The following is a 20,535-nucleotide window of genomic DNA, read 5'->3' as shown; positions in this document are numbered from 1 at the left end:
GTCAGTCGCGATCAGTTCCAGTCCTCGCCGTAATCGTGCAGCAACTCCTGTCCAGCCTTGATGTGCTTCAGGGCCACCACGGTGAGGTCTTCGTAATAGGCCACATTGGGCTTCTTGGCGTGGTTGATGTAGCGCAGGTCGCAGAGCACCCGGTAGCGCTCCCGGCCCTCGTCATCCAGCCACAGCACATAGGGGCCGTCGCCCTTGGCGGGCAGGGTCTTGAGCACGCCCAGTACGGTATCACGGGGAATGGCGGCGCGTGCGAACAGGCCGCGGCCATGGATCGGACTCTGCTTTACTTCCACCAGGTCCTTGCGCACAAAGGGTTTGTCCATGGTCCTCACGCTTGCAGTGGTGATCGGGGCCGTGGCATCTTGCCAGAAAAGCCGCCGGGACGCATGGCATGGGATTCGCCGACTACCCGTTCACCTCGCGCTACCACAGCGTCGACGGGCACCGCCTGCACTATATCGACGAAGGACAGGGCCCCACCCTGCTATTCCTGCACGGCAACCCCACCAGCAGCTATCTGTGGCGCAACGTGATCAAACCCCTGCGCCGGCATTACCGCTGCGTGGCGCTGGATCTGATCGGCTTCGGCCGCAGCGACAAACCGGACATCGATTACCGCTTTCTCACTCACTATCACTATCTGCGCGCGTTCGTGGAGGCCCTGGACCTCACCGACCTGACCCTGGTGCTGCACGATTGGGGCGGCCCGCTGGGTTTCCGGCTGGCCCAGCGGGAACCGGAGCGGGTGGCGCGACTGTGCTTCATGGAAACCTTTCCCTTCACCTTCGATTGGGAAGAGTTTCCGCTGGCGGCGCGGCCCCTGGTGTTCGCCTTCCGGGACAAGCGGCTGGCGCCCTGGCTGTTGCAGCGCCACAACCTGTTCGTGGACGTGGTGCTGCGCTTCAGCGTGCTGAGGCCGCTGCCGCGCAGCGTGATGGCCGCCTACCGGGCGCCCTTCCCGGACGCGCGCAGCCGCCGGCCGATCCGCGTGTTTCCGTCGGAATTACCGCTCAATGACCGGCCCGGCGAGGCCCACGACGCCATCGCCGAGATCGAGGCCGGCCTGGAATCCATGCCCCAGCCCATGCTGCTGCTGCATTTCCATCCCGGCGCGGTGCTCGGCCGCACCCGGGTGGCCTGGCTGGCGCAGCGCATCGCCGACCTGGAGGTGGTGGACGGCGGGCGCGCACTGCACTATGTGCAGGAGGACCAGCCGGAACGTATCGCCGCCGCGCTGGGGGACTGGCTGGCGCGCCGGATCGACGCCACGGCGCCCCGCCCCGCTCTCGCCAAGGCGGCGCCGGCGGCCAGCGCCCGGGTGGTGGCGGAGGACGGTCGCTTCGCCGGCGCCCTGCGCTGGTGCTGGTCGCCGGACCATCACGGCGGCCTGGTGGCGGCCTGGTCCGACGCCGGCCTGGTGCAGCTGTGCTTCGCCGCCGACGCCGAGGACGGCCGCGCCCAGATCGAAAAACGTTTTCCCCGGGCGGTCCTGGAGTCCATCGACAAGGACGCCATCGATGCCCTGCTGGCGGATCCCGCCGGCGCGCCGCTGCACCTGGTCGGCACACCGTTTCAGCGCGCGGTGTGGCGCGCCCTGCTGACCATCCCCGCCGGTGAGACCCGCCAATACGGCGAGCTGGCCCGGCAGTTGGACAGCCAGGCCCGGGCGGTGGGCAACGCGGTGGGCGCCAACCGCATCGCCCTGCTGGTACCCTGCCACCGGGTGGTACCCCGGGCCGGCGGGCCCGGCGGCTACCATTGGGGCGTGGCCCGCAAGAAGACGCTGCTCGCCGCCGAAGGCATCAAGGACCTCTGAATCCCATGAATCTGCTGCACACCGGTCGCGACCTGCGGCGCATCAACCAATTGGCGACCATTCTGCTCAAATACGGGTTCTCGGACATGCTGCGCCGGCTGGGCCTGGCGACGCCGGTGGAACAGGCCGGGCGGCTGGTGCGCGCCGGCGGCGACCACCGGCTGCTGCGCATGGGCACCGCGGAGCGGCTGCGCCACGCGCTGGAGGAAATGGGCCCCACCTACGTCAAGCTCGGCCAGGTGCTGGCCACCCGGGTGGACCTGTTTCCGCCGGACTGGATCGACCAGTTCGAGCGGCTCCAGGACCGCGCCCGCCCGCTGCCCTTCGAACAACTGCGCCCGGCGGTGGAGGCGGCGCTGGGCCGGCCCCTGGACCGCGTCTTCGCCCAGGTCGATGAGCAGCCCCTGGGGGTGGCGTCCATCGCCCAGGTGCACGGCGCCCTGACCCGCGCCGGCGAGCGGGTGGTGATCAAGGTGCGCAAGCCGGGCATCGAGGCCACCATCCGTTCCGACCTGCGCCTGCTCGACCAGCTCGCCAAGCTGGCCTCGGACAACTCCGAGGAATTGCGCCGCTACCGGCCGGTGGAGCTGGTGCGCGAGTTCCGCCGCTCGCTGACCCGGGAACTGGATTTCACCATCGAGGCGCGCAACGCGGAACGGATCCGCCGCAATCTGCGCGCCTTCAAATGGCTCACCGTGCCACGGGTGAATGTGGCGCTGAGCAGCGCCTCCCTGCAGGTGCAGCAGCGCATCGAGGGCATCCCGGCGCGGGCCCTGGACCAGCTCGACGCCGCCGGCCTGGACCGGCCGCTGATCGCCCGGCGCGGTGCCCTGGTGGCCTGGAAGATGGCCCTGGAAGACGGCTTCTTCCACGCCGACCCACACCCGGGCAACTTTCTGATCCTGCCCGGCAACCGCATCGCCATGCTCGACTTCGGCATGGTCGGCAAGCTCAGCGACGGACGCCGCGATCAGGTGGTGCGCCTGGTGCGCTCGATCCTGACCCGTGACTCCGAGCACGCCGCCGCGGTGCTGGCCGGCTGGTCCGACGGCCAGCCGGTGCAGTTCGAAATGCTGGTGGCCGACGTGGAGGACGTGGTGTCGCTGTATTACGGCATGCCGCTGGCCCAGCTCGACCTGGGCGCCCTGCTTGGCGACATCACCGCCCTGGTGCGCAACCACGGGCTGGTGCTGCCGGCGGACATCGCCCTGCTGTTGAAGGCACTGCTGACCCTGGAAGGCTTCGGTCGCCTGCTGAACCCGGCGTTCGATCTGATCGAGGAGGCGCAGCCGCTGCTGCAGCGGCTGGTGCGGCAGCGCTACGCGCCGCGCCGGCTGGCGCGCAGCCTGGGCCTGCGCGCCCTGGAGCTGGTCGACCGGGCCTATGCGCCGCCCACCGCGCCGGGGGCGCCGCGCCCGGGCCAGGGCGGCGGGCTGGACCCGCGCCATCTGGAATCCCTGGTGGCGCGCCTGGAGCGCGGTCAGTACCGGCAGATCCAGGGGCTGCTCACCGCCGCCGCGCTGATCAGCGGCGGCCTGATGCTGGCCGGCCGGGTACCGCCGGCGCCCTGGGATCTGTCCCTGCCGGGGGTGCTGCTATTATTGGCTGGCGGCCTGTGGTCCACATGGCTACTCTGGGTGGCGCGCCGCCACCTGCGCGAATGGAAATGAACGACCTGGAAAGGAGAAGCTCCACCATGAAACGTCTCGCTCTGCCCGCCGCTGTTCTGTTGCTGCTGGTGGCCTGCGCCACCTCGCCGCTGGGTCGGCAGCAATTCCTGCTGATGCCGGCGTCGGAGATGGACCAGATGGGCGCCACCGCCTACGCGGAAATGAAACAACAACAGCCGATCGAGACCGGCACCGCCGAGGTGCGCTACGTGCAGTGCGTGGCCAATGCCATCACCAGCGTGGTGGACTCCGACCAGCAATGGGAAGTGACCGTGTTCAAGGACGACACCGCCAACGCCTTCGCTCTGCCCGGCGGCAAGATCGGCGTGCACACCGGCCTGCTCAAGGTGGCCAAGAACCAGGACCAGCTGGCCGCGGTGATCGGCCATGAGGTGGGCCACGTGCTCGCCCAGCACTCCAACGAGCGCGTCTCGATCCAGTTCGCCACCCAGACCGGCGCCCAGCTGGTGGCCGCCCTGGCCGGCGGCGACAGCGCCGAGCAGCAGACCCTGATGGGCCTGCTCGGCGTGGGCGCCCAGTACGGCGTGCAGTTGCCGTTCAGCCGCAAACACGAATCCGAGGCCGACGTGATCGGCCTGCAGTTGATGGCCGAGGCCGGCTTCAACCCGGAGCAAAGCGTGAATCTGTGGCAGAACATGGCCGCCGCCGGCGGCGGCTCAACGCCGGAATTCCTGTCCACCCACCCCAGCAACCAGACCCGCATCGAGGGCCTGCGCGCGCGGCTGCCGGAAGTGCGGCCGATCTACCAGCAGGCCCGTGCCGCCGGGCGCACGCCGAACTGCGGTTGAACCGACGCCATCACGGCAAGAAAAAACGGGCCCCGGGGGCCCGTTTTTCGATGTCGCGCTAAAACCCTTCGCCGGTCTACTGGTAGTAAGCGTTCTCGGTCACGGTGTGGTCGGTCTTGTCACGCACCCCGGTGAGCTCCGGAATCTGCTCCATCAGGGTCCGCTCGACGCCGTCTTTCAGGGTCACGTCCACCACCGAGCAGCCCTGGCAGCCGCCGCCGAATTCCAGGATCGCCACGTTGTCGCCGGTGAGTTCCAGCAGCTGCACGTTGCCGCCGTGGGCGGCCAGGTTGGGATTGATCTCGGCGTACAGGATGTAGTTGATACGCTCTTCCAGCGAGGCATCCGGGCTGATATCCGGAACCCGGGATTTGGGCGCGCGGAAGGTGAGCTGGCCGCCCATGGAATCCTTCTTGAAGTCGATCACGGCGTCTTCCAGGTAGCGCACGCTCTTACCTTCGATAAAGGCGTGGAAGCCCTCATAGTCGTAGCGCACGTCATCGTCTTCCTGCTCGCCGTCCGGGCAGTAGGCCATGCAGCACTCGGCGTGGGGCGTGCCGGGGCGCTCCACGAAGATGCGTACCCCGATGCCGTCCTGATCCTGGCGGGACAGCAGGTCGCGCAGGTACTCCTGGGCGGAATCTGTAATGCGGATAAGCGATTCGGTCATGCCGGTTTCCGGTTGCCACTTTCCTGACTATTTTAGTCAGGTACTCCCCGGTTGCAATGGGCGGCCGACAGTCCTTTGCTATCGCTGGGGTAGCGACAGCCTTTCTGCTATGGTGCGCGCTTTCTGACACGGACCCTTTTCACCTTGCCCGATCTCGCCCGCAGCCGTCGGATCCTTGCCCTGGCCCTGCCCATCATGGCGGCCATGGCCAGCCAGAGCCTGATGAACCTGGTGGACGCCGCCATGGTCGGCAGCCTGGGCGGCCAGGCGCTGGCCGGCGTGGGCCTGGGCGGCTACGCCGCCTTCATGTCGATCAGCGTGGTAATCGGGCTGGGCGCCGGGGTGCAGGCCATGGTGGCGCGCCGCAAGGGCGAAGGCGACCCCCGCCACTACGCGGTGCCGCTCAACGCCGGCCTGGTGCTGGGTCTGCTGCTGGCGGCGCCCATTTCCCTGCTGTTCTGGGCGGCCAGCGCGCCGGCCATGGCGGTGCTGGCGCCGGACGCCGGCACCGCCGCCGTGGCCAGCGACTACCTGGATATGCGGCTGCTGAGCGTATGGGCGGTGGCGATGAATTTCGGGTACCGGGGCTACTGGAACGGCATCAACCGGCCCGGCGTTTATATGCGCACCCTGGTGATGACCCATGTGGCCAACGTGGTGCTCAGCTACGGCCTGATCTTCGGGCATTTCGGCCTGCCCGCCCTGGGCGCCGCCGGCGCCGGCCTGGGCACCAGCCTGGCCCTTTATCTGGGCAGCCTGATGTACCTGGCGCAGACCTGGCACGGCGGGCGCGCCCACGGCTTTCTGCGCGAGTGGCCGCCGGCCCTCACCTTCCGCCATATCCTGCGGGTCAGCGTGCCCAACGGCGTGCAGCAGTTCTTCTTCGCCGGCGGCCTGACGCTGCTGTTCTGGGTGATCGGCCGGGTCGGCACCGAGGAAGTGGCGGTGGCGCATATTCTGATCACCCTGATTCTGTTTCTGATTCTGCCGGCCATCGGTCTGGGGCTGGCGGCGGCGTCCCTGGTGGGCCAGGCCCTGGGCCGTGGCGACAGCGAGGATGCCTACCGCTGGGGCTGGGACGTGACCCGGGTGGCCACGGTGCTGCTGTTTATCCTGGCCCTGCCCATGTGGCTCACGCCGGACTGGATCCTGGGAGTGTTTCTCAAACAGCCGGCGTTGGTGGAACTGGGCCGGCTGCCGCTGATGATCACCGGGCTGGCGATCTGCCTGGACGGCGTCGCCATCGTTTTCACCCAGGCGCTGCTCGGCGCCGGCGCGGCCCGCTCGGTAATGATCGTGACCCTGGCGGTTCAGTGGTTTTTCTTTTTGCCGCTGGCCTATATCATCGGGCCGGTGCTGGGTTACGGGTTACTCGGCATCTGGCTGGCGCAGGCGGTGCAGCGGCTGATCACCTCGGTGTTGCTGTGCGGCCTCTGGACCCGGCGCGGCTGGGCTTCCATTGAGTTGTAGACTCGGAACCCTGACCGAACTGTGAACCCGGTTTGCAGCGCTTGCGAGGACCATCATGAGCGACCATCAATCTTCTCCCGGCGACACCCGGAACCAGGACGCACGGCACGACGAGCAGCGCCCCGCCGACCGTCCGGACCAGCGCCCGCGCTTCCTGCAGGTGGTGCACAGCGTGCTGGCCGCCCTGTTCGGCGTGCAGAGCGGCGCCAACCGGGAACGGGACTTTCAGAAAGGCAAGGCCGGCGACTATATCGGCGTGTTCGTGGTGATGGTGATCGCCCTGGTGATCGGCATGTTCGTCGTGGTCAGCATCGTGATCAACGCCGCCACCGGCGGCTGACAGCGCCGCTTTCTTAGACATCCATCGCCTAGCGATATAGCAATATATTTCTTTTAAGTATAAGCACGCTTTGCTACATTCCCGCCCAAATTCGATGGGTAAAGAGATTACTCTTTACGAATCAACGCATTAATCAGAGCGTAACGGCATCATGTACGTTTATCAGGACTACGACCAACGCCTTCTTGAAGAGCGGGTGGCTCAGTATCGCGATCAGACGCGCCGCTACCTGGCCGGGCAACTCAGCGAGGATGAATTCCTGGTGCTGCGCCTGCAGAACGGCCTCTATATCCAGCGTTACGCGCCGATGCTGCGCATCTCCGTGCCCTACGGCATGCTCGCCAGCAAACAGCTGCGCACGCTGGGCAAGATCACCCGCGAGTACGACAAGGGGTTCGCCCACGTCAGTACCCGCCAGAACATCCAGCTCAACTGGCCCGAGGTGGAGGATGTGCCCGATATCCTCGCCGAGCTGGCCGCCGTGCAGATGCACGCCATTCAGACCAGCGGCAACTGCATCCGCAACATCACCACCGATGAGCTGGCCGGGGTGCGTCCGGACGAAGTGGAAGACCCGCGCCCTTGGTGCGAGATCATCCGCCAGTGGTCCACCTTCAACCCGGAATTCGCCTACCTGCCGCGCAAGTTCAAGATCGCGGTGAACGCGGTGCCGGACGCGGACCCGGCGGTGATCGGCGTGCACGATATCGGCGTGCAGATCGTGCACGGCGCCGACGGCGAGACCGGTTTCCAGGTGTGGGCCGGCGGCGGCCTGGGCCGCACCCCCATGGTCGGGTCGGTGATCGGTGAGTACGTGCCCTGGCGGCACCTGCTGGCCTATCTGGAAGCGATCCTGCGGGTTTACAACAAGTACGGCAACCGGGACAACAAGTACAAGGCGCGCATCAAGATTCTGGTCAAGGCGCTGGGTCCCGAGAAATTCCGCGAGCTTACCGAGGCGGAATTCGCCGAGCTCAAGGACGGCCCCATGACCCTCACCGAAGAGGAAGTGGCGCGCATCCGCCAGTGCTTCACCGAGCCGGATTATCGCGACGACGTGGACGTCGGCGCCCTGGACCAGGCGCTGGCCGACGACCGCGCCTTCAACCGCTGGTACCACACCAACAGCCGCGCCCATAAGCGCGACGGCTACCGGGCGGTGACCCTGACGCTGAAGAAAACCGGGCGCATTCCCGGCGACATCAGCGACAGCCAGTTCGAGAAGGTGGCCGACCTGGCCGACCGCTACAGCTTCGGCGAGGTGCGCAACACCCACCAGCAGAACATGGTGATGGCGGATGTGGCCAAGGACGATCTGTTCGCCCTCTGGCAGGAACTGGACGCCCTGGGCTTCGCCACCCCCAACCTGGGCCTGCTCACCGACATCGTGGCCTGCCCCGGCGGCGATCTGTGCTCGCTGGCCAACGCCAAGTCGATTCCCATCGCCGAGGGCATCCAGCGTCGTTTCGACGACCTGGATTTCGTCCACGACCTGGGCGCGCTGGACATCAACATCTCCGGGTGCATGAACGCCTGTGGCCATCACCATATCGGTCACATCGGCATTCTCGGCGTGGATAAGAAGGGCAAGGAGTTCTACCAGATCACCCTGGGCGGCCGTGGCGACAAGGTCTCGCGCATCGGTGAGAAAATGGGCCCCTCCTTCGAGTCCCACGAAGTCACCGGCGTGATCGAGAAGATCATCAACACCTACGTGGACCAGCGGCTGGAGAACGAGCCGTTCATCGACACCTACGAACGCATCGGCATGGACCCGTTCAAGGAGAGCGTCTATGGGTAACGACACCACCATGAACGGCGGCCCGGCCCGGGTGATCGTGGACGGCGAGATCGTCGACAACAGCTGGCGGCGTCTCAACGACGAGCAGCTGGAAGCGGACGGCCTGCCCGGGAGCGGCGCGGTGATCGTGCCCCTGGCCTACTGGAAAACGCACCGGGACGCCCTGCTGGCGCGCGCCGACGCGGTGGGCGTGTGCCTGGAGCCCGGCGAGGAGCCGGCGGATCTGGCCGACGACCTGCCGCAGCTGCCGCTGGTGGCGATTCATTTCCCGGCCTTCAAGGACGGTCGCGGCTATTCCTACGCCCGGGAGCTGCGCACCCGTTACCGGTTCACCGGTGAAGTGCGCGCGGTGGGTGACGTGCTGCAGGACCAGCTGTTCTATCTGCACCGGGTGGGCTTCAACGCCTTCGAGGTGCGCGCCGACCGGGACATCGAGGAAGCGCTGGAGAACGGCCTGCGGCCGTTCACCGTCACCTACCAGGGCGATGTGCACGATCCGCGGCCGGTGTATCTGCGCCGCGAGGAATTGCAGGGCGCCTGAACGGCAATCGTGGCGGAAGCCGCTGAGCGGCTTCCGCCACGATCACTTCTTGCGCAACAACCAGTTGGTCCTGGTCAGCACGCCCAGGCGGCCCAGGCGCACCGCCTTGCTGGCGCGGTCACCGAACCAGCGCAGACGCATCATCCACAGCAACAGCAGCACGGAAAGCACGCCCAGGAAGCCCAGGAACCACCAGAAGGCGTCCGGGTCCTCGACGCCGGGCATGCCACCGATATTGATGCCGAACAGCCCGGTGAGAAAGCCCAGCGGCAGAAAGATCGCGCTGATGATCGCCAGCAGGTACATGCGATCGTTGATCGCCTCGTTCTGCACCGAGAACACCTCTTCCTGCAGCAGCGTGGCCTGATCCCGGGCGGCGTCCAGATCCTCCACCAATCGTTGCAGCCGGTCGCCGGCCTCGCGGATCAGTTCCGCGTCGTCCCGGTCCAGGCGGGCGTCGCCCTGCAAGCGGTTGATCGCCTCGCGCTGGGGCGCCAGGTAGCGACGCAGGGCAATGGAACGGCGCCGCACGCTGCTGATGGCGTGGGTCAGTGCCCGGTCCGGCTTCTGCTCCAGAGCGTCGGAGCACTCCCCCACCAGATCCTCGATGCGCTCGATCACGTCTTCCATGCGCCAGGTCAGCCCGTCGGTGAGCCAGGCCAGCAGCTGCGAGGCGCTGCGCGGCCCGTCGCCTTTGCGCAGGCTGTCGCTGATCTCCGAGACCGTGAAAAGCTGACGCTTCTGGGTACTGATGATCAGGTTGTCCTTGATCCACAACCGGATGGCGATCATGTCCTCGGGCCGGGCATCGGGATAGAGATTGACACCACGCAGATAAACCAGCAGGCCGCCACCCACCTCCGCCGCCCGGGGCCGGGTGTCCGGCGTGGACAGCGCCTCGGCGGCGGATTCCGGCACCCGCGCCTGGGCCAGCAGCCACTCGTGGGCGGCCTCGGCGGTGTAATCCAGATTCACCCAGAGGGTTTGTTTGCTCTCGGGCAGTTGCTCGCCGAGGTTGAAATCGGTGGCGCCGCCGGCTCCATCCAGTCGCAGGGCCAGTTTGACCCAGGCGGGGTTGTCGGCCATCCCTAGTCCTCTCCCGGTGTCAGTCGGCGACTTTCACGACCACCCGGCCGCGCACGCCGCCCTTGAGAATGCGGCCGAACCAGTCCGGCAGCTGTGAGCGGCCCACCTCCGCGGCTTCCAGGCGCGCCAGATCCGGGCGCCAGTCGCCGGCCAGCAGCTGCCACATCTGCTGCTTCACTTCGCAGGGCAGCTCGACGCTGTCCACGCCCAGCAGATTGACCCCACGCAGGATAAACGGCAGCACGGTGGCGTTTTCCAGCTTCGGCGAGCCGGCCAGGCCGCAGCAGGCGGCGCTGCAGCCGTACTGCAGCCCTTTCAGGGCGCTGACCAGCATGTCGCCGCCAACGCAATCCACCACCCCGGCCCAACGCGGCTTGAGCAGCGGCTTGTCCTGCCCCTCGCCGAGGGCGGCGCGGTCGAGAATATCGGTGGCGCCCAGCTCGCGCAGCCAGTCGTGGGCGTCCTGCTTGCCGGTCACCGCCACCACCTGGAAGCCCAGGCGCGACAGGATCGAGACCGCTGTGCTGCCGACCCCGCCGGTGGCCCCGGTGACCAGCACTTCGCCCTGCTCCGGCTGCAGGCCGGTGTCCAGCAGCGCCTCCACGCAGAGCGCGGCGGTCAGGCCGGCGGTGCCCAGCACCATGGCGTCGCGGGGCGCCAGACCGGCGGGCAGCGGCGCCAGCCACTCCGCCGGCACGCGGATGTAATCGCCGTAGCCGCCGGCGGTGTTCATGCCCAGGTCGTAGCCGGTGCAGATCACCCCGTCGCCGGGGCTGAACGGGCCGTCACCGGCCTCTTCCACCACGCCCACGGCGTCGATGCCGGGGGTGTGCGGGTAGGCGCGCGTGACGCCCTTATTGCCGCTGGCGGACAGGGCGTCCTTGTAGTTGAGCGAGGACCAGTGCACCCGGATCAGCACCTCGCCGTCCGGCAGGTCGCCGAGCTCGCGCTCGCCCACCCGGCTCACATAGCCGTCGTCGGTCTTTTCGGTAATCAGTGCCTGAAAGGTCATGACGTGTCCCTCCGGGGGGTAGTCCGTGTCAGTAGAGCTGGCGCTGGCTGCCGCGATGCCAGAAGCGGTCGATCAGCCGCTGGGCGGCGCTTTCCAGGGAAAAGCCCAGTTTCTCGGACAGCTTGCGCTTGTATTCCCAGCTCAGCTCGTAGATCTCCACATGGTCCTTGCGGCCCTGCAGGTATTCATCGCTGGTCATCAGATCGTCCACCAGACCCAGCTCCCGGGCCTGGGTGCCGAACCAGTGTTCGCCAGTGGCCACCTTGTCGATGTCCAGGGAACGGCGATGCTCGCGCACGAAGCTCTTGAACAGCTGGTGGGTTTCCTCCAGCTCTTCCTGGAATTTCTCCCGCCCCTTGGCGGTGTTTTCGCCGAGCATGGTAAGGGTGCGCTTGTACTCACCGGCGGTCATCAGTTCCACGTCCACGTCGTGCTTCTTGAGCAGGCGGTGGAAGTTGGGAATCTGCGCCACCACGCCGATGGAACCGATCACCGCGAACGGCGCCGACAGAATGCGATCGCCGATGCAGGCCATCATGTAGCCGCCGCTGGCCGCCACCCGGTCCACCGCCACCGTCAGCTTCAGGCCACGGCCGCGCAGACGGCGCAGTTGCGAGGCGGCCAGGCCGTAGCTGTGCACCAGGCCGCCGGGGCTTTCCAGGCGCAGCAGCACCTCGTCGTCGCCGGTGGCCACCTCCAGCACCGCGGTGATCTCCCGGCGCAGCCGTTCCACGTCGCTGGCCTGAATGTCGCCGTCGAAGTCCATCACGAACAGGCGCGGCTTGCTCTTGGTTTCGGCGCCGGCCTTCTTGCGCTGCTTCGCCTTGGCCTTCTCTTCCTTGCGCTTTTTCTTCGCCTCCGCCTTGCGTTCCTCCGCCGGCAGCACCTGGTCGGTGATGCTGTCGCGCAGGTCCTCGAAGTCGTCGTTCAGATGGCGCACCCGCAGGTCGCCGTCGCGGGACACCCGGTGGCGGTTGCGCATGGCCGTGGCGGCGATGCCCGCCACCACGATCAGAATCGCCACCACCAGGGTAGCGACCTTGGCGAGAAACATGCCGTACTGGTAAAGAAAATCGATCACCGTGTCGGTTACCTGTCCTGGTTAGTCGGTTTGGATTACTGCCAACCCGCCACGGCGCGTTGGGCGCTGCCATTGAGGGGCCGCCCGATCAGGCCGCCCGCCGGCGGCACCGTCACCTCGAAGATGGCGCCGTCGGCCATGGGCAGATAAGCCGCGCTACCATAGCGCGCATCCACCAGGAAACTCCAGCCCTCCCGCGCGTGCCGCCAGACGTCCATGCCCAGGGGCTTTTCGCTGAGGCTGTAGAGGGTGCGGGGTTTGGAGCGCTCGTCCTCCAGGGCGAAGTAGCGCCCCTGGATGCGGTCCAGCTGATAGCCGGGTTTGAGGCCCAGCAGGGAGAAAGGGGTTTTCCATTTGACGATGCGGGCGTCCAGCTGCCACTGGTCGCCGTTAAGGCGAAAATCCTGACTGTCGCCGTCACCGCGGGTGACCGTGGCGATGTAGCTTTGCTCACCGGTGGCGCGGAAGCTGATGGTGGCCACCGGGGTCTCCTCGGTAAGCTCGTGGAAGCTGTACAGATTGAGCGCCACCAGCAGCAGGTACACGGCCAGGGCCACCAGGGCCAGACCGGCGGTGCCCTTGATCCATTGCCACACCCATTTGTGGCGCAGCAGCACCCAGGCCCCCACCAGCACCAGCAGCAGGCTGACGCCCAGAATCAGGATCGGGGCGACGCTGAAGCTCATCGTCCGGCTCGCCAGTGGTCGATCAGGGAGCGGGCGATGCTGCCCGGCGGCGGGATATCCGGCAGCTCCCGATGGTGAAACCAGCGCGCGTCGGTGATCTCGTCATCGTCGATGCGGATTTCGCCGCCGGCGTATTCGGCGTGGAAACCCAGCATCAGGGAATGGGGAAACGGCCAGGACTGGCTTGAGAAATAGCGCAGCGCGCCCAGCGTGACGCCGCTCTCCTCCATCACTTCCCGGCGCACCGCCTGCTCGGCGGTTTCGCCCGCTTCCATAAAGCCGGCCAGGCAGGAGTAGAAACCTTCCGGGAAGCGCGCGGAATGGCCCAGCAGCGCGTGATCGCCGTCGGTGACCAGGGCGATGATGCAGGGGGTGATGCGCGGATACTGGCGGTAGTCGCAGGCCGGGCACAGCATGGCCAGCTCGGTGGGATGGGCCTCGGTGGCGTGCCCGCAGCGGCTGCAGAAACGGTGGTTGGTGCGCCAGCTGAGCACCTGCAGGGCCCGCGCCGCCATGGTGAACAGGGCCTCGTCCATCTGGCCGAGCAACTGGCGCAGGGACATCGGGTACAGGGGGCGGTCGGCCAGCTCATGGTCGGTTTGCCGGCACACATAGCAGGGTTCGCCGTGCAGCAGGCCGAGAAACCGGTAATCCGGGTGGCCGCGCAGCAGAAACGCCGGCAGCCGGGGAATGCCCGGGCCCGGATGCTGCTCGGTGTCCACGCACAGTTGCTGGTCGTGGATCACGAACACCCAGCCCTGATCGGCGTCGCCGGGTTCCGGCGCGGAAAGATCCATGGGACCGGTATCAACCACGGCCGTTCTCCAGCCCCGTCACCGGATAGCCCAGTTCCGCCACCGCCCGTTCCGACACGTCCAGCACTCCTTCACCGATGGGTTTGCGCTCTTCCATGCTCTCCAGATAATAGTCGATGCCCGTGAGCGCATCGGCAAGGGTTTCCATGGCCGGCTGCCCGGGGGGCTGATCGCCGCGCAGCAGGCGCTCCTCGATATGGCGCCGGCAGGCGGCGATCACCCGGCAGGCCCGTTCCAGTTCCAGGAACATCAACCCACCACTGATGGTGGCGAAGGTACCCGGCAGGTTGCTGATGTGCATCGGGTCCCACTGATTGTCCATGTAGCCGGCCAGGGACCGCTTGGCCAGGGCCAGCCCGGCCCGGCACTCGCCGACCACGGTCATGCGGGCGTCGTCCAGCTGGTAGAGGGAAATATTGCTGTTGGTGGCGTCGCGGCGCACGTCGTCGGACGGCGCCAGGCTGCGCTCCAGGCTGGCCACGGTGTTCTCGGCGGCGAGCAGATCGTCCACCAGCAGATGGAAGTCGGCGCTCTCCACGTCGGTGTCCGCCGGCCAGCCGGCAATGGCGTCGGCGCGCTGACGCAGGCCGCCGGCTTCCTGTTCCTTGCCGACCATTTCCAGGGTGCTGGCCACCCGGCGCAGGCCCCCGGCCACCGCCGCGTAATCGGTATCGGCCACCCCCTGGGCGGCCAGATCCAGGGTGTCCTTGATCTGATTGATCTCGTCCTTCAGCGCCCCGGCCACGGAGCGGATCACCGAGCCCCGGGAGCCGGTCATCAACGCCAGCTCCCGTTGCAGGTCCGCGTCGCTGATGCCCTGGCCGGCGCCGAACACCGCGCGCACCTCGGCGGCGCAGTCGCTGGCCCCGGAGCCCAGGCTGGCCAGGAACACGCTTTCCTTGATAAGGAGCAGCGGCGCTTCCTGGGTCAGGGCACGCTCACCGTCATAGACCAGCTTCTTGAGCTGACGGTCATACTGGGCCAGCAACGCCTTACGCGCCGGGGTGATCACCATGCGGTCCATCGCCAGGCTCTCGGTGGCGGCCCGTGCCACCCACCAGAAACGGCTTTGCGCGCAGTCGCCGCACAGGCGGTCGACGCGCTGCAGGGCGCGGGCCATCAACTTCAGGTGCGCGTCCCGGTTGTCGCCGCGCAGCAGGCCCAGCAGGCCCACCTGGTACATATGACGCAGGCGGCGCCCCTGCTCCACCAGCGCCGCCGGCTCACCGGGCCCGGCGGCGGGCTCCCGGGCCCGCGCCAGGTCCACGCTGAAGAAATGGCTTTCCTGAATCAGCGACTTGCCGCCGGCCCGGCGCAGTTCGTTGATGCCGCCGATCAGCAGCTCCGGCAGGGCGCTGTCCTTGAGCTGAACGTATTCGAAATAGCGGCTGAGCAGAACGATGGCGTTGCCCAGGGCCTGAATCAGGGCCCGGTCGCGCTGGCGCTTGAGCGCCTCCGCCGCCAGTTCCATCTCCTCGCTCATCAAGGTGGCGGCGTTCAGTTCCAGCACCTGGGAGATGCCGCGCAATTGATGGAAGGCCGCGGCACATTGATCGAGGGTGGCGGCGTCGCCGCGTTCCTCGGCGAACGCCTCCAGGGCGGCCTCGGCTTCGCTGAGCGTGGTGTCGATGGCCTCCTTGAGAAACGTCAGGGAGGTGGTATTGGTAATGGCGACCATGCGTTCCGAAACCCCTGGTAATAATCAGTCCCCGGCGTGCCGGAAAGGCTCCGGCGACGAGGTTTTCACTTTCTCATGAGCTTCAACAATGCGTCAACTTTCAACTCTAAGCAACTGATTCATGGGCACATTGTTAACCCGGACACAACCGCCAACCGGCGCCCGCGCTTGATCCAGGACAAGTCCCGGGGCCGCCGCCCTGTACCCGACCGGCGGAAGTGCTTATGATTGCCGCGCCCAGCCGCACCCTCATTCATACAGACAATCCATAAAAGCAGGAAGTCGCGCCATGTCCGCCCACCTTGGCCGTGCGTTCGGCCAGAATTTCCTGGGGCAAGCCCCCGCCTGGTACAAGTACACCATTGTCGCCTTTCTGGTGGTCAATCCGATCGTGGCCTGGACCCTCGGCGAAGCCACCGCCGGCTGGCTGCTGCTGGCGGAGTTCATCTTCACCCTGGCGATGGCGCTCAAATGCTACCCGCTGCAGCCCGGCGGCCTGTTGGCCATTGAAGCGCTGCTGATCGGCCTGACCAGCCCCGCCACCGTGCTGCACAAGGTGGAAGGCAACCTGGAAGTGCTGTTGCTGCTGATCTTCATGGTGGCGGGCATTTTCTTCCTCAAGGACCTGCTGCTTTATGTGTTTACCCGGCTGTTGCTGGGGGTGCGCTCGAAGATGCTGCTCAGCCTGCTGTTTTCCATCGCCGCGGCGGTGCTGTCCGCGTTCCTGGATGCGTTGACCGTCACCGCGGTGGTGATCGCGGTGTGCACCGGCTTCTACGGCATTTACCACAAGGTGGCGTCGGGCAAGAACTTCCAGCAGAAGCACGACCACGGTGACGACACCGGCGTGGAGGAACTGCACCGCGAGGACCTGCGCCGCTTCCGCGCCTTTTTGCGCAGCCTGCTGATGCACGCCGCGGTGGGCACCGCCCTGGGCGGGGTCTGCACCCTGGTGGGCGAACCCCAGAACCTGCTGATCGCCACCAAGGCCCAGTGGGAGTTCGGTGAGTTCTTCCTGCGCATGGCGCCGATCAGCCTGCCGGTGCTGGCCATGGGGCTGCTGACCTGCCTGTTCCTGGAATGGAGTGGCAGTTTCGGCTACGGCGAGGAAATACCGGAAAAAGTTCAGGGCATCATGAGCCAGTACGCCCGCGAGCAGGACGACCGCCGCACCACCCGCGACAAGGTCAATCTGGTGGTGCAGGGTCTGATCGCCGTGTGGCTGGTGGTGGGCCTCGCCACCCACGCCGCGCCGGTGGGTCTGGTGGGCCTGAGTGTGATCATTCTGGCCACCGCCTTCTGCGGCGTCATCGAGGAGCACCGCCTGGGCGCCGCCTTCGAGGAGGCGCTGCCGTTCACCGCCCTGCTGACGGTGTTCTTCGCGGTGGTGGCGGTGATCGCCGATCAGCAACTGTTCGCGCCGGTGATCGAGTACGTGCTGACCCTGGAGCGGGACGCCCAGGGCGCCGCCTTCTATATGGCCAATGGGGTGCTGTCGGCGGTGTCGGACAACGTGTTCGTGGCCTCGGTGTACGTGGACGAAGTGGCCCTGGCGCTGGTCAATAACGAGATCAACCGGGACACCTTCGATCTGCTGGCGGTGGCCATCAACACCGGTACCAACATTCCGTCGGTGGCCACGCCCAATGGCCAGGCGGCGTTCCTGTTCCTGCTCACCTCGGCGCTGGCGCCGCTGGTGCGGCTGTCCTACGGGCGCATGGTGATCATGGCCCTGCCCTACACCATCGTCATGAGCCTCACCGGTCTGATCATGACCGCCACGGTGCTGGAGCCGGCCACCGAGTACATGTACGAGAAGGGCTGGATCGAGCACCACGAGAGCCACGAGCTGAACATGGACGCGGACACCACGCCGCATCATTGAGGTGGGGGGGGCGCGGGTTCGGGTGATGCCCTTCCGGGAACGCCGTGAACCCCCGCAAGCGGGCCCGGCCACCCATCACAGATGGGCGGCGTTCGGCGGCGCGCGAAGCGGTGCTTCGCAACACGCTTGCCTCACCCCTGGGGGCTCCGTTTCGAACGTCCTGTTCTCAACGGTCCCGGAAGGGCATCATCCGAACCCGCTTATACGTGACGTCAGTGGACCCGCGGGTCTTCCAGTTCTTCCCAGAGGGTGCGCTGGCCATTGCGGGAGGCGATCGCCTCCAGTTTGGCCCGGTGGCGGGCCAGGTCGGCGTCGGCGGCGCGCACCACGGTGAGCGGCGGGCGGTCGCGGTTAAGCCGGCGGATCGCTTCCGCCACGCTGGCGCCCTGCTCGCCGCTTTCGGCGCCCAGGGACAGGCGGGTCTGGCCGCCGGTCATGGCCAGGTAGACGTCGGCCAGGATCTCCGCGTCGAGCAGCGCGCCGTGCAGTTCCCGGTGGCCGTTGTCCACGTCGTAGCGGCGGCACAGCGCGTCCAGGCTGTTCTTCTGCCCCGGGTGCAGGTCGCGGGCCAGCTTGAGGGTGTCGAGCACGCCGCAGGCGTCCGCCACCTTGCCCCATTGCCGGCCCAGCAGCTTCAGCTCATGGTCCAGGAAGCCCACGTCGAAAGGCGCGTTGTGGATCACCAGCTCGGCGCCGCGCACGAAGCTCATGAACTCCTCGGCGATCTGCGCGAAGGTGGGCTTGTCGGCCAGGAATTCCACGGTGATACCGTGCACCTCCAGGGCCCCCTCGTCGATGTCACGCTCCGGGTTGATATAGAGGTGCAGGTTGTTGCCGGTCAGGCGCCGGTTCTCCAGCTCCACGCAGCCGATCTCGATGATGCGGTGGCCGCTTTGCGGGTCCAGGCCGGTGGTTTCGGTATCCAGAACGATCTGTCTCATGCGCCTGCCTTCATTTCATCGATGCCGCGATTGGCGAGCTGGTCCGCGCGCTCGTTCTGCGGGTGGCCACTGTGGCCCTTGACCCAGTGCCAGTGCAGCCGGTGGCGGGCGGCGGCTTCATCGAGCCGCATCCACAGGTCCTGGTTGAGCACCGGTTTTTTCGCGGCGGTTTTCCAGCCGCGCTTTTTCCAGTTGGCCAGCCACTCGGTGATGCCCTTGCGCACATATTGGGAGTCGGTGGTCAGATGGACCTCGCAGGGCCGTGTCAGCGCTTCCAGGGCCTGGATCGCCGCCATCAGTTCCATGCGGTTGTTGGTGGTGTGCGGCTCGCCGCCGTGCAGTTCCTTTTCGCGGTCGCCATAGCGCATCACCGCGCCCCAGCCGCCGGGCCCGGGATTGCCCCGGCAGGCGCCGTCGGTAAAGATTTCAACCTGATTCAAACGTTACTCCGTATTCCGTTCCTGTCGCCAGCGGGCCACCGGCACCGACACCACCGTGGGTCGCTGTCGGCTGAACCCCCGCTGGGGTGCCAGCGGCCGCATCATGGCCGCGCGCTTGCGGGCCACCAGCAGGTAGACCCCGCCAAACCGCCACCACAGCTTGCCGCCCAGCCACTCCAGCCAGCGCAGCCGCGCCCGGCCCCGGTCGCCGAGGGGCAGATTATAAAAGCCACCGGCCAGCCCTTCGACCTCGAAACCCAGCACGTGCAGCCAGTCGCTGACCCGGTAGGGCCGGAAATAACGGCCGCTCCAGCCCGGGCGGCTGGCGCCGCCACGCAGCCAGCGGGCCAGGCCCATGACGCTGAGTGGATGAAAGCCGACCACCGCGATGGTGCCGCCCGGCGCCACGCAACTGGCCGCCTCGCGCAGCACCCGATGGGGGTTGTCCTGAAATTCCAGACCGTGGTGCAGCAACACCACGTCGACGCTGTTCTTGGCCACCGGCAGTGCCTGGGGGCAGGCCTTGACCCGCACCGGCGGCCGCTCCGCCCCGTCGGGCGCGGGCTGGCCGGTGTCGACGGCGCCGCCGCCGGGCTGATCGAGGCAGTGCATCGGGGTCACCGAGCAGCGCCACGGCAGGCGGATGCCGGCGAGCAGATCGTGGCCGCGACCGCCACTGATTTCCAGCGCCCGCTGGCCCACCAACTTGGGCAGCCAGTCGGCGAGCATGGCGCGCTCGGCGGCCAGTACCGCCTGGCCGGCCTCGCTTTCCAGCCAATGATCGAAGCGACGCACCATGTCCTCGGGCTGCCGGCGAAACGGCGCGCGCGAAAGCGGGGGCAGTTGCATCTCTGACATTCTCCGTGCCGGCTGTTAGCATCACAGCATCCCAAGCACAGAGTATCACGTCATGCTGCAAGCCCCTACGGCGATCCCCGCCTTTTCCGACAACTACATCTGGGCCGTTCACGACGGCAGCCACTGCGTGGTGGTGGACCCGGGTGACCCGGCGCCGGTGGAAGCCTGGTTGACCGAACAGGGCCTGACCCTGAGCGCGCTGCTGATCACCCATCACCATCCGGACCACGTGGGCGGCGTCGCCGCCCTGTGCCGGGACCGGGACATTCCGGTGTACGGCCCGGCCCGGGAAACCATCCCGGAGATGGACCAGCCGCTGCGCGACGGCGACCGGGTGCGGCTGGCGGAGCCGGACCTGGAGCTGGAAGTCATCGACGTGCCCGGTCATACCCTGGGCCACATCGCCTTTCTGGCGCCGCTGCAGGGCTGGCTGTTCTGCGGCGACACCCTGTTCGCCGGCGGCTGCGGCCGCCTGTTCGAGGGCACCCCGGAGCAGATGCACCACTCCCTGACCCGGCTGGCCGGGCTGCCGGAGCAGACCCTGGTGTTCTGCGCCCACGAATACACCCTGGCGAACCTGACCTTCGCCGCCACCGTCTCGCCCGGCGACCGGGCGGTGAACGACCGGCTTGCCCGGGTGCGGGAACTGCGCGATGAACAACGCATCACCCTGCCCTCCACCATCGGTGAGGAGCGCCGTACCAATCCGTTCCTGCGCGCCGCCGAACCGCAACTGCGCGAAGCCTGCCAGCAGCACTTCGGCCAGCGCCCGGACAACCCGGTGGAAGGCTTCGCCGCCCTGCGCCGCTGGAAGGACTCCGCCTAACCCCCAAGCGGGCGCGGCCGGCGCCCTTCCGGGACCCTTGAGAACAGGACGTTCGAAAGGGAGCCCCCAGGGACGGGTTCACGGCGTTCCCGGAAGGG

The 20,535-nt window shown here is 67.2% G+C and carries 20 protein-coding genes; 9 read left to right on the top strand and 11 right to left on the bottom strand.

Translation table 11 applies throughout. From position 1 onward, the window contains the following. Positions 1-11 precede the first annotated feature (11 nt). Positions 12-335: an SET domain-containing protein gene (locus tag ACLD0W_RS17775; RefSeq protein WP_410308788.1), complete on the bottom strand. Its 324-nt coding sequence runs from the start codon at positions 333-335 to the stop codon at positions 12-14. 68 nt (positions 336-403) lie between these two features. Between ACLD0W_RS17775 and ACLD0W_RS17770 the strand changes: the two genes are divergently transcribed. Genes ACLD0W_RS17770 through ACLD0W_RS17760 form a run of 3 tightly spaced genes read left to right on the top strand, consistent with a single transcriptional unit; the run spans position 404 to position 4,307 of the window. After that, on the top strand, positions 404-1,828 hold the full coding sequence (locus ACLD0W_RS17770) for a haloalkane dehalogenase (RefSeq protein WP_410308787.1): 1,425 nt from the start codon (positions 404-406) through the stop codon (positions 1,826-1,828). Between the two features lie 5 nt (positions 1,829-1,833). Further along, a complete protein-coding gene (locus ACLD0W_RS17765; protein WP_410308786.1) occupies positions 1,834-3,498 on the top strand; it encodes an ABC1 kinase family protein in 1,665 nt (554 codons plus the stop codon). A gap of 26 nt (positions 3,499-3,524) precedes the next feature. Next, positions 3,525-4,307, top strand: a complete 783-nt coding sequence (locus ACLD0W_RS17760; protein ID WP_410308785.1) for a M48 family metallopeptidase — start codon at positions 3,525-3,527, stop codon at positions 4,305-4,307. 76 nt (positions 4,308-4,383) lie between these two features. Here the strand turns inward: ACLD0W_RS17760 and nfuA are convergent, their stop codons facing one another. Beyond that, complete coding sequence (gene nfuA / locus ACLD0W_RS17755; RefSeq protein ID WP_410308784.1) at positions 4,384-4,977, bottom strand: Fe-S biogenesis protein NfuA; 594 nt, start codon at positions 4,975-4,977, stop codon at positions 4,384-4,386. A 144-nt stretch (positions 4,978-5,121) separates the two neighbouring features. Here nfuA and ACLD0W_RS17750 point away from each other — a divergent pair, with 144 nt between their 5' ends. The 4 genes from ACLD0W_RS17750 to ACLD0W_RS17735 all read left to right on the top strand — a co-directional run bounded on the left by ACLD0W_RS17750 (position 5,122) and on the right by ACLD0W_RS17735 (position 9,129). Continuing rightward, complete coding sequence (locus ACLD0W_RS17750) at positions 5,122-6,447, top strand: MATE family efflux transporter (RefSeq protein WP_410308783.1); 1,326 nt, start codon at positions 5,122-5,124, stop codon at positions 6,445-6,447. A 55-nt stretch (positions 6,448-6,502) separates the two neighbouring features. Beyond that, positions 6,503-6,787 (top strand): DUF2970 domain-containing protein, encoded by a 285-nt coding sequence (locus tag ACLD0W_RS17745; protein ID WP_410308782.1) that lies wholly within the window; start codon positions 6,503-6,505, stop codon positions 6,785-6,787. Between the two features lie 151 nt (positions 6,788-6,938). Continuing rightward, a complete protein-coding gene (locus tag ACLD0W_RS17740) occupies positions 6,939-8,588 on the top strand; it encodes a nitrite/sulfite reductase (protein ID WP_410308781.1) in 1,650 nt (549 codons plus the stop codon). Then, entirely contained in the window at positions 8,581-9,129 is a 549-nt protein-coding gene (locus tag ACLD0W_RS17735; protein ID WP_410308780.1) for a DUF934 domain-containing protein, read from the top strand. The genes ACLD0W_RS17740 and ACLD0W_RS17735 overlap by 8 nt, the downstream gene beginning before the upstream one ends. A gap of 42 nt (positions 9,130-9,171) precedes the next feature. Here the strand turns inward: ACLD0W_RS17735 and ACLD0W_RS17730 are convergent, their stop codons facing one another. From ACLD0W_RS17730 to ACLD0W_RS17705, 6 genes are read right to left on the bottom strand one after another with little or no spacing between them, the layout of a single operon-like run. Further along, complete coding sequence (locus ACLD0W_RS17730) at positions 9,172-10,215, bottom strand: zinc transporter ZntB (protein ID WP_410308779.1); 1,044 nt, start codon at positions 10,213-10,215, stop codon at positions 9,172-9,174. A gap of 19 nt (positions 10,216-10,234) precedes the next feature. Further along, the gene (locus ACLD0W_RS17725; RefSeq protein WP_410308778.1) at positions 10,235-11,227 is read right to left on the bottom strand and encodes a YhdH/YhfP family quinone oxidoreductase; all 993 of its coding nucleotides are present in this window, start codon (positions 11,225-11,227) and stop codon (positions 10,235-10,237) included. A gap of 28 nt (positions 11,228-11,255) precedes the next feature. Next, positions 11,256-12,308 carry a protease SohB gene (gene sohB / locus ACLD0W_RS17720; protein WP_410308777.1) on the bottom strand — a complete coding sequence of 351 codons (1,053 nt, stop codon included), beginning with the start codon at positions 12,306-12,308 and terminating at the stop codon, positions 11,256-11,258. Between the two features lie 35 nt (positions 12,309-12,343). Then, positions 12,344-12,994, bottom strand: coding sequence for a hypothetical protein (locus tag ACLD0W_RS17715; RefSeq protein WP_410308776.1), 651 nt, complete (start codon positions 12,992-12,994; stop codon positions 12,344-12,346). Further along, positions 12,991-13,809 carry an NAD(+) diphosphatase gene (nudC, locus tag ACLD0W_RS17710; protein WP_410308775.1) on the bottom strand — a complete coding sequence of 273 codons (819 nt, stop codon included), beginning with the start codon at positions 13,807-13,809 and terminating at the stop codon, positions 12,991-12,993. The genes ACLD0W_RS17715 and nudC overlap by 4 nt, the downstream gene beginning before the upstream one ends. Further along, complete coding sequence (locus ACLD0W_RS17705; protein WP_410308774.1) at positions 13,802-15,487, bottom strand: hypothetical protein; 1,686 nt, start codon at positions 15,485-15,487, stop codon at positions 13,802-13,804. The genes nudC and ACLD0W_RS17705 overlap by 8 nt, the downstream gene beginning before the upstream one ends. 289 nt (positions 15,488-15,776) lie before the next feature. Between ACLD0W_RS17705 and nhaB the strand changes: the two genes are divergently transcribed. Beyond that, entirely contained in the window at positions 15,777-17,372 is a 1,596-nt protein-coding gene (gene nhaB, locus ACLD0W_RS17700; RefSeq protein ID WP_410308773.1) for a sodium/proton antiporter NhaB, read from the top strand. 212 nt (positions 17,373-17,584) lie between these two features. Here nhaB and dnaQ read toward each other — a convergent pair whose 3' ends face one another. The 3 genes from dnaQ to ACLD0W_RS17685 are packed head-to-tail and all read right to left on the bottom strand — an operon-like array spanning position 17,585 to position 19,602. Continuing rightward, positions 17,585-18,313 carry a DNA polymerase III subunit epsilon gene (gene dnaQ, locus ACLD0W_RS17695; RefSeq protein WP_410308772.1) on the bottom strand — a complete coding sequence of 243 codons (729 nt, stop codon included), beginning with the start codon at positions 18,311-18,313 and terminating at the stop codon, positions 17,585-17,587. Then, on the bottom strand, positions 18,310-18,753 hold the full coding sequence (rnhA, locus tag ACLD0W_RS17690; RefSeq protein ID WP_410308771.1) for a ribonuclease HI: 444 nt from the start codon (positions 18,751-18,753) through the stop codon (positions 18,310-18,312). Before rnhA ends, dnaQ begins: the two co-directional genes overlap by 4 nt. A 3-nt stretch (positions 18,754-18,756) precedes the next feature. Next, positions 18,757-19,602 carry a class I SAM-dependent methyltransferase gene (locus ACLD0W_RS17685; RefSeq protein WP_410308770.1) on the bottom strand — a complete coding sequence of 282 codons (846 nt, stop codon included), beginning with the start codon at positions 19,600-19,602 and terminating at the stop codon, positions 18,757-18,759. Positions 19,603-19,663: 61 nt separating this feature from the next. Here ACLD0W_RS17685 and gloB point away from each other — a divergent pair, with 61 nt between their 5' ends. Continuing rightward, the gene (gene gloB / locus ACLD0W_RS17680; RefSeq protein WP_410308769.1) at positions 19,664-20,437 is read left to right on the top strand and encodes a hydroxyacylglutathione hydrolase; all 774 of its coding nucleotides are present in this window, start codon (positions 19,664-19,666) and stop codon (positions 20,435-20,437) included. Positions 20,438-20,535: the final 98 nt, after the last annotated feature.

The sequence above is a fragment of the Alloalcanivorax sp. C16-1 genome (assembly GCF_046507805.1).
Classification (GTDB): domain Bacteria; phylum Pseudomonadota; class Gammaproteobacteria; order Pseudomonadales; family Alcanivoracaceae; genus Alloalcanivorax.
Note: the sequence above shows the minus strand (reverse complement) of the source record. Positions and strands in the feature narration are given on the sequence as shown.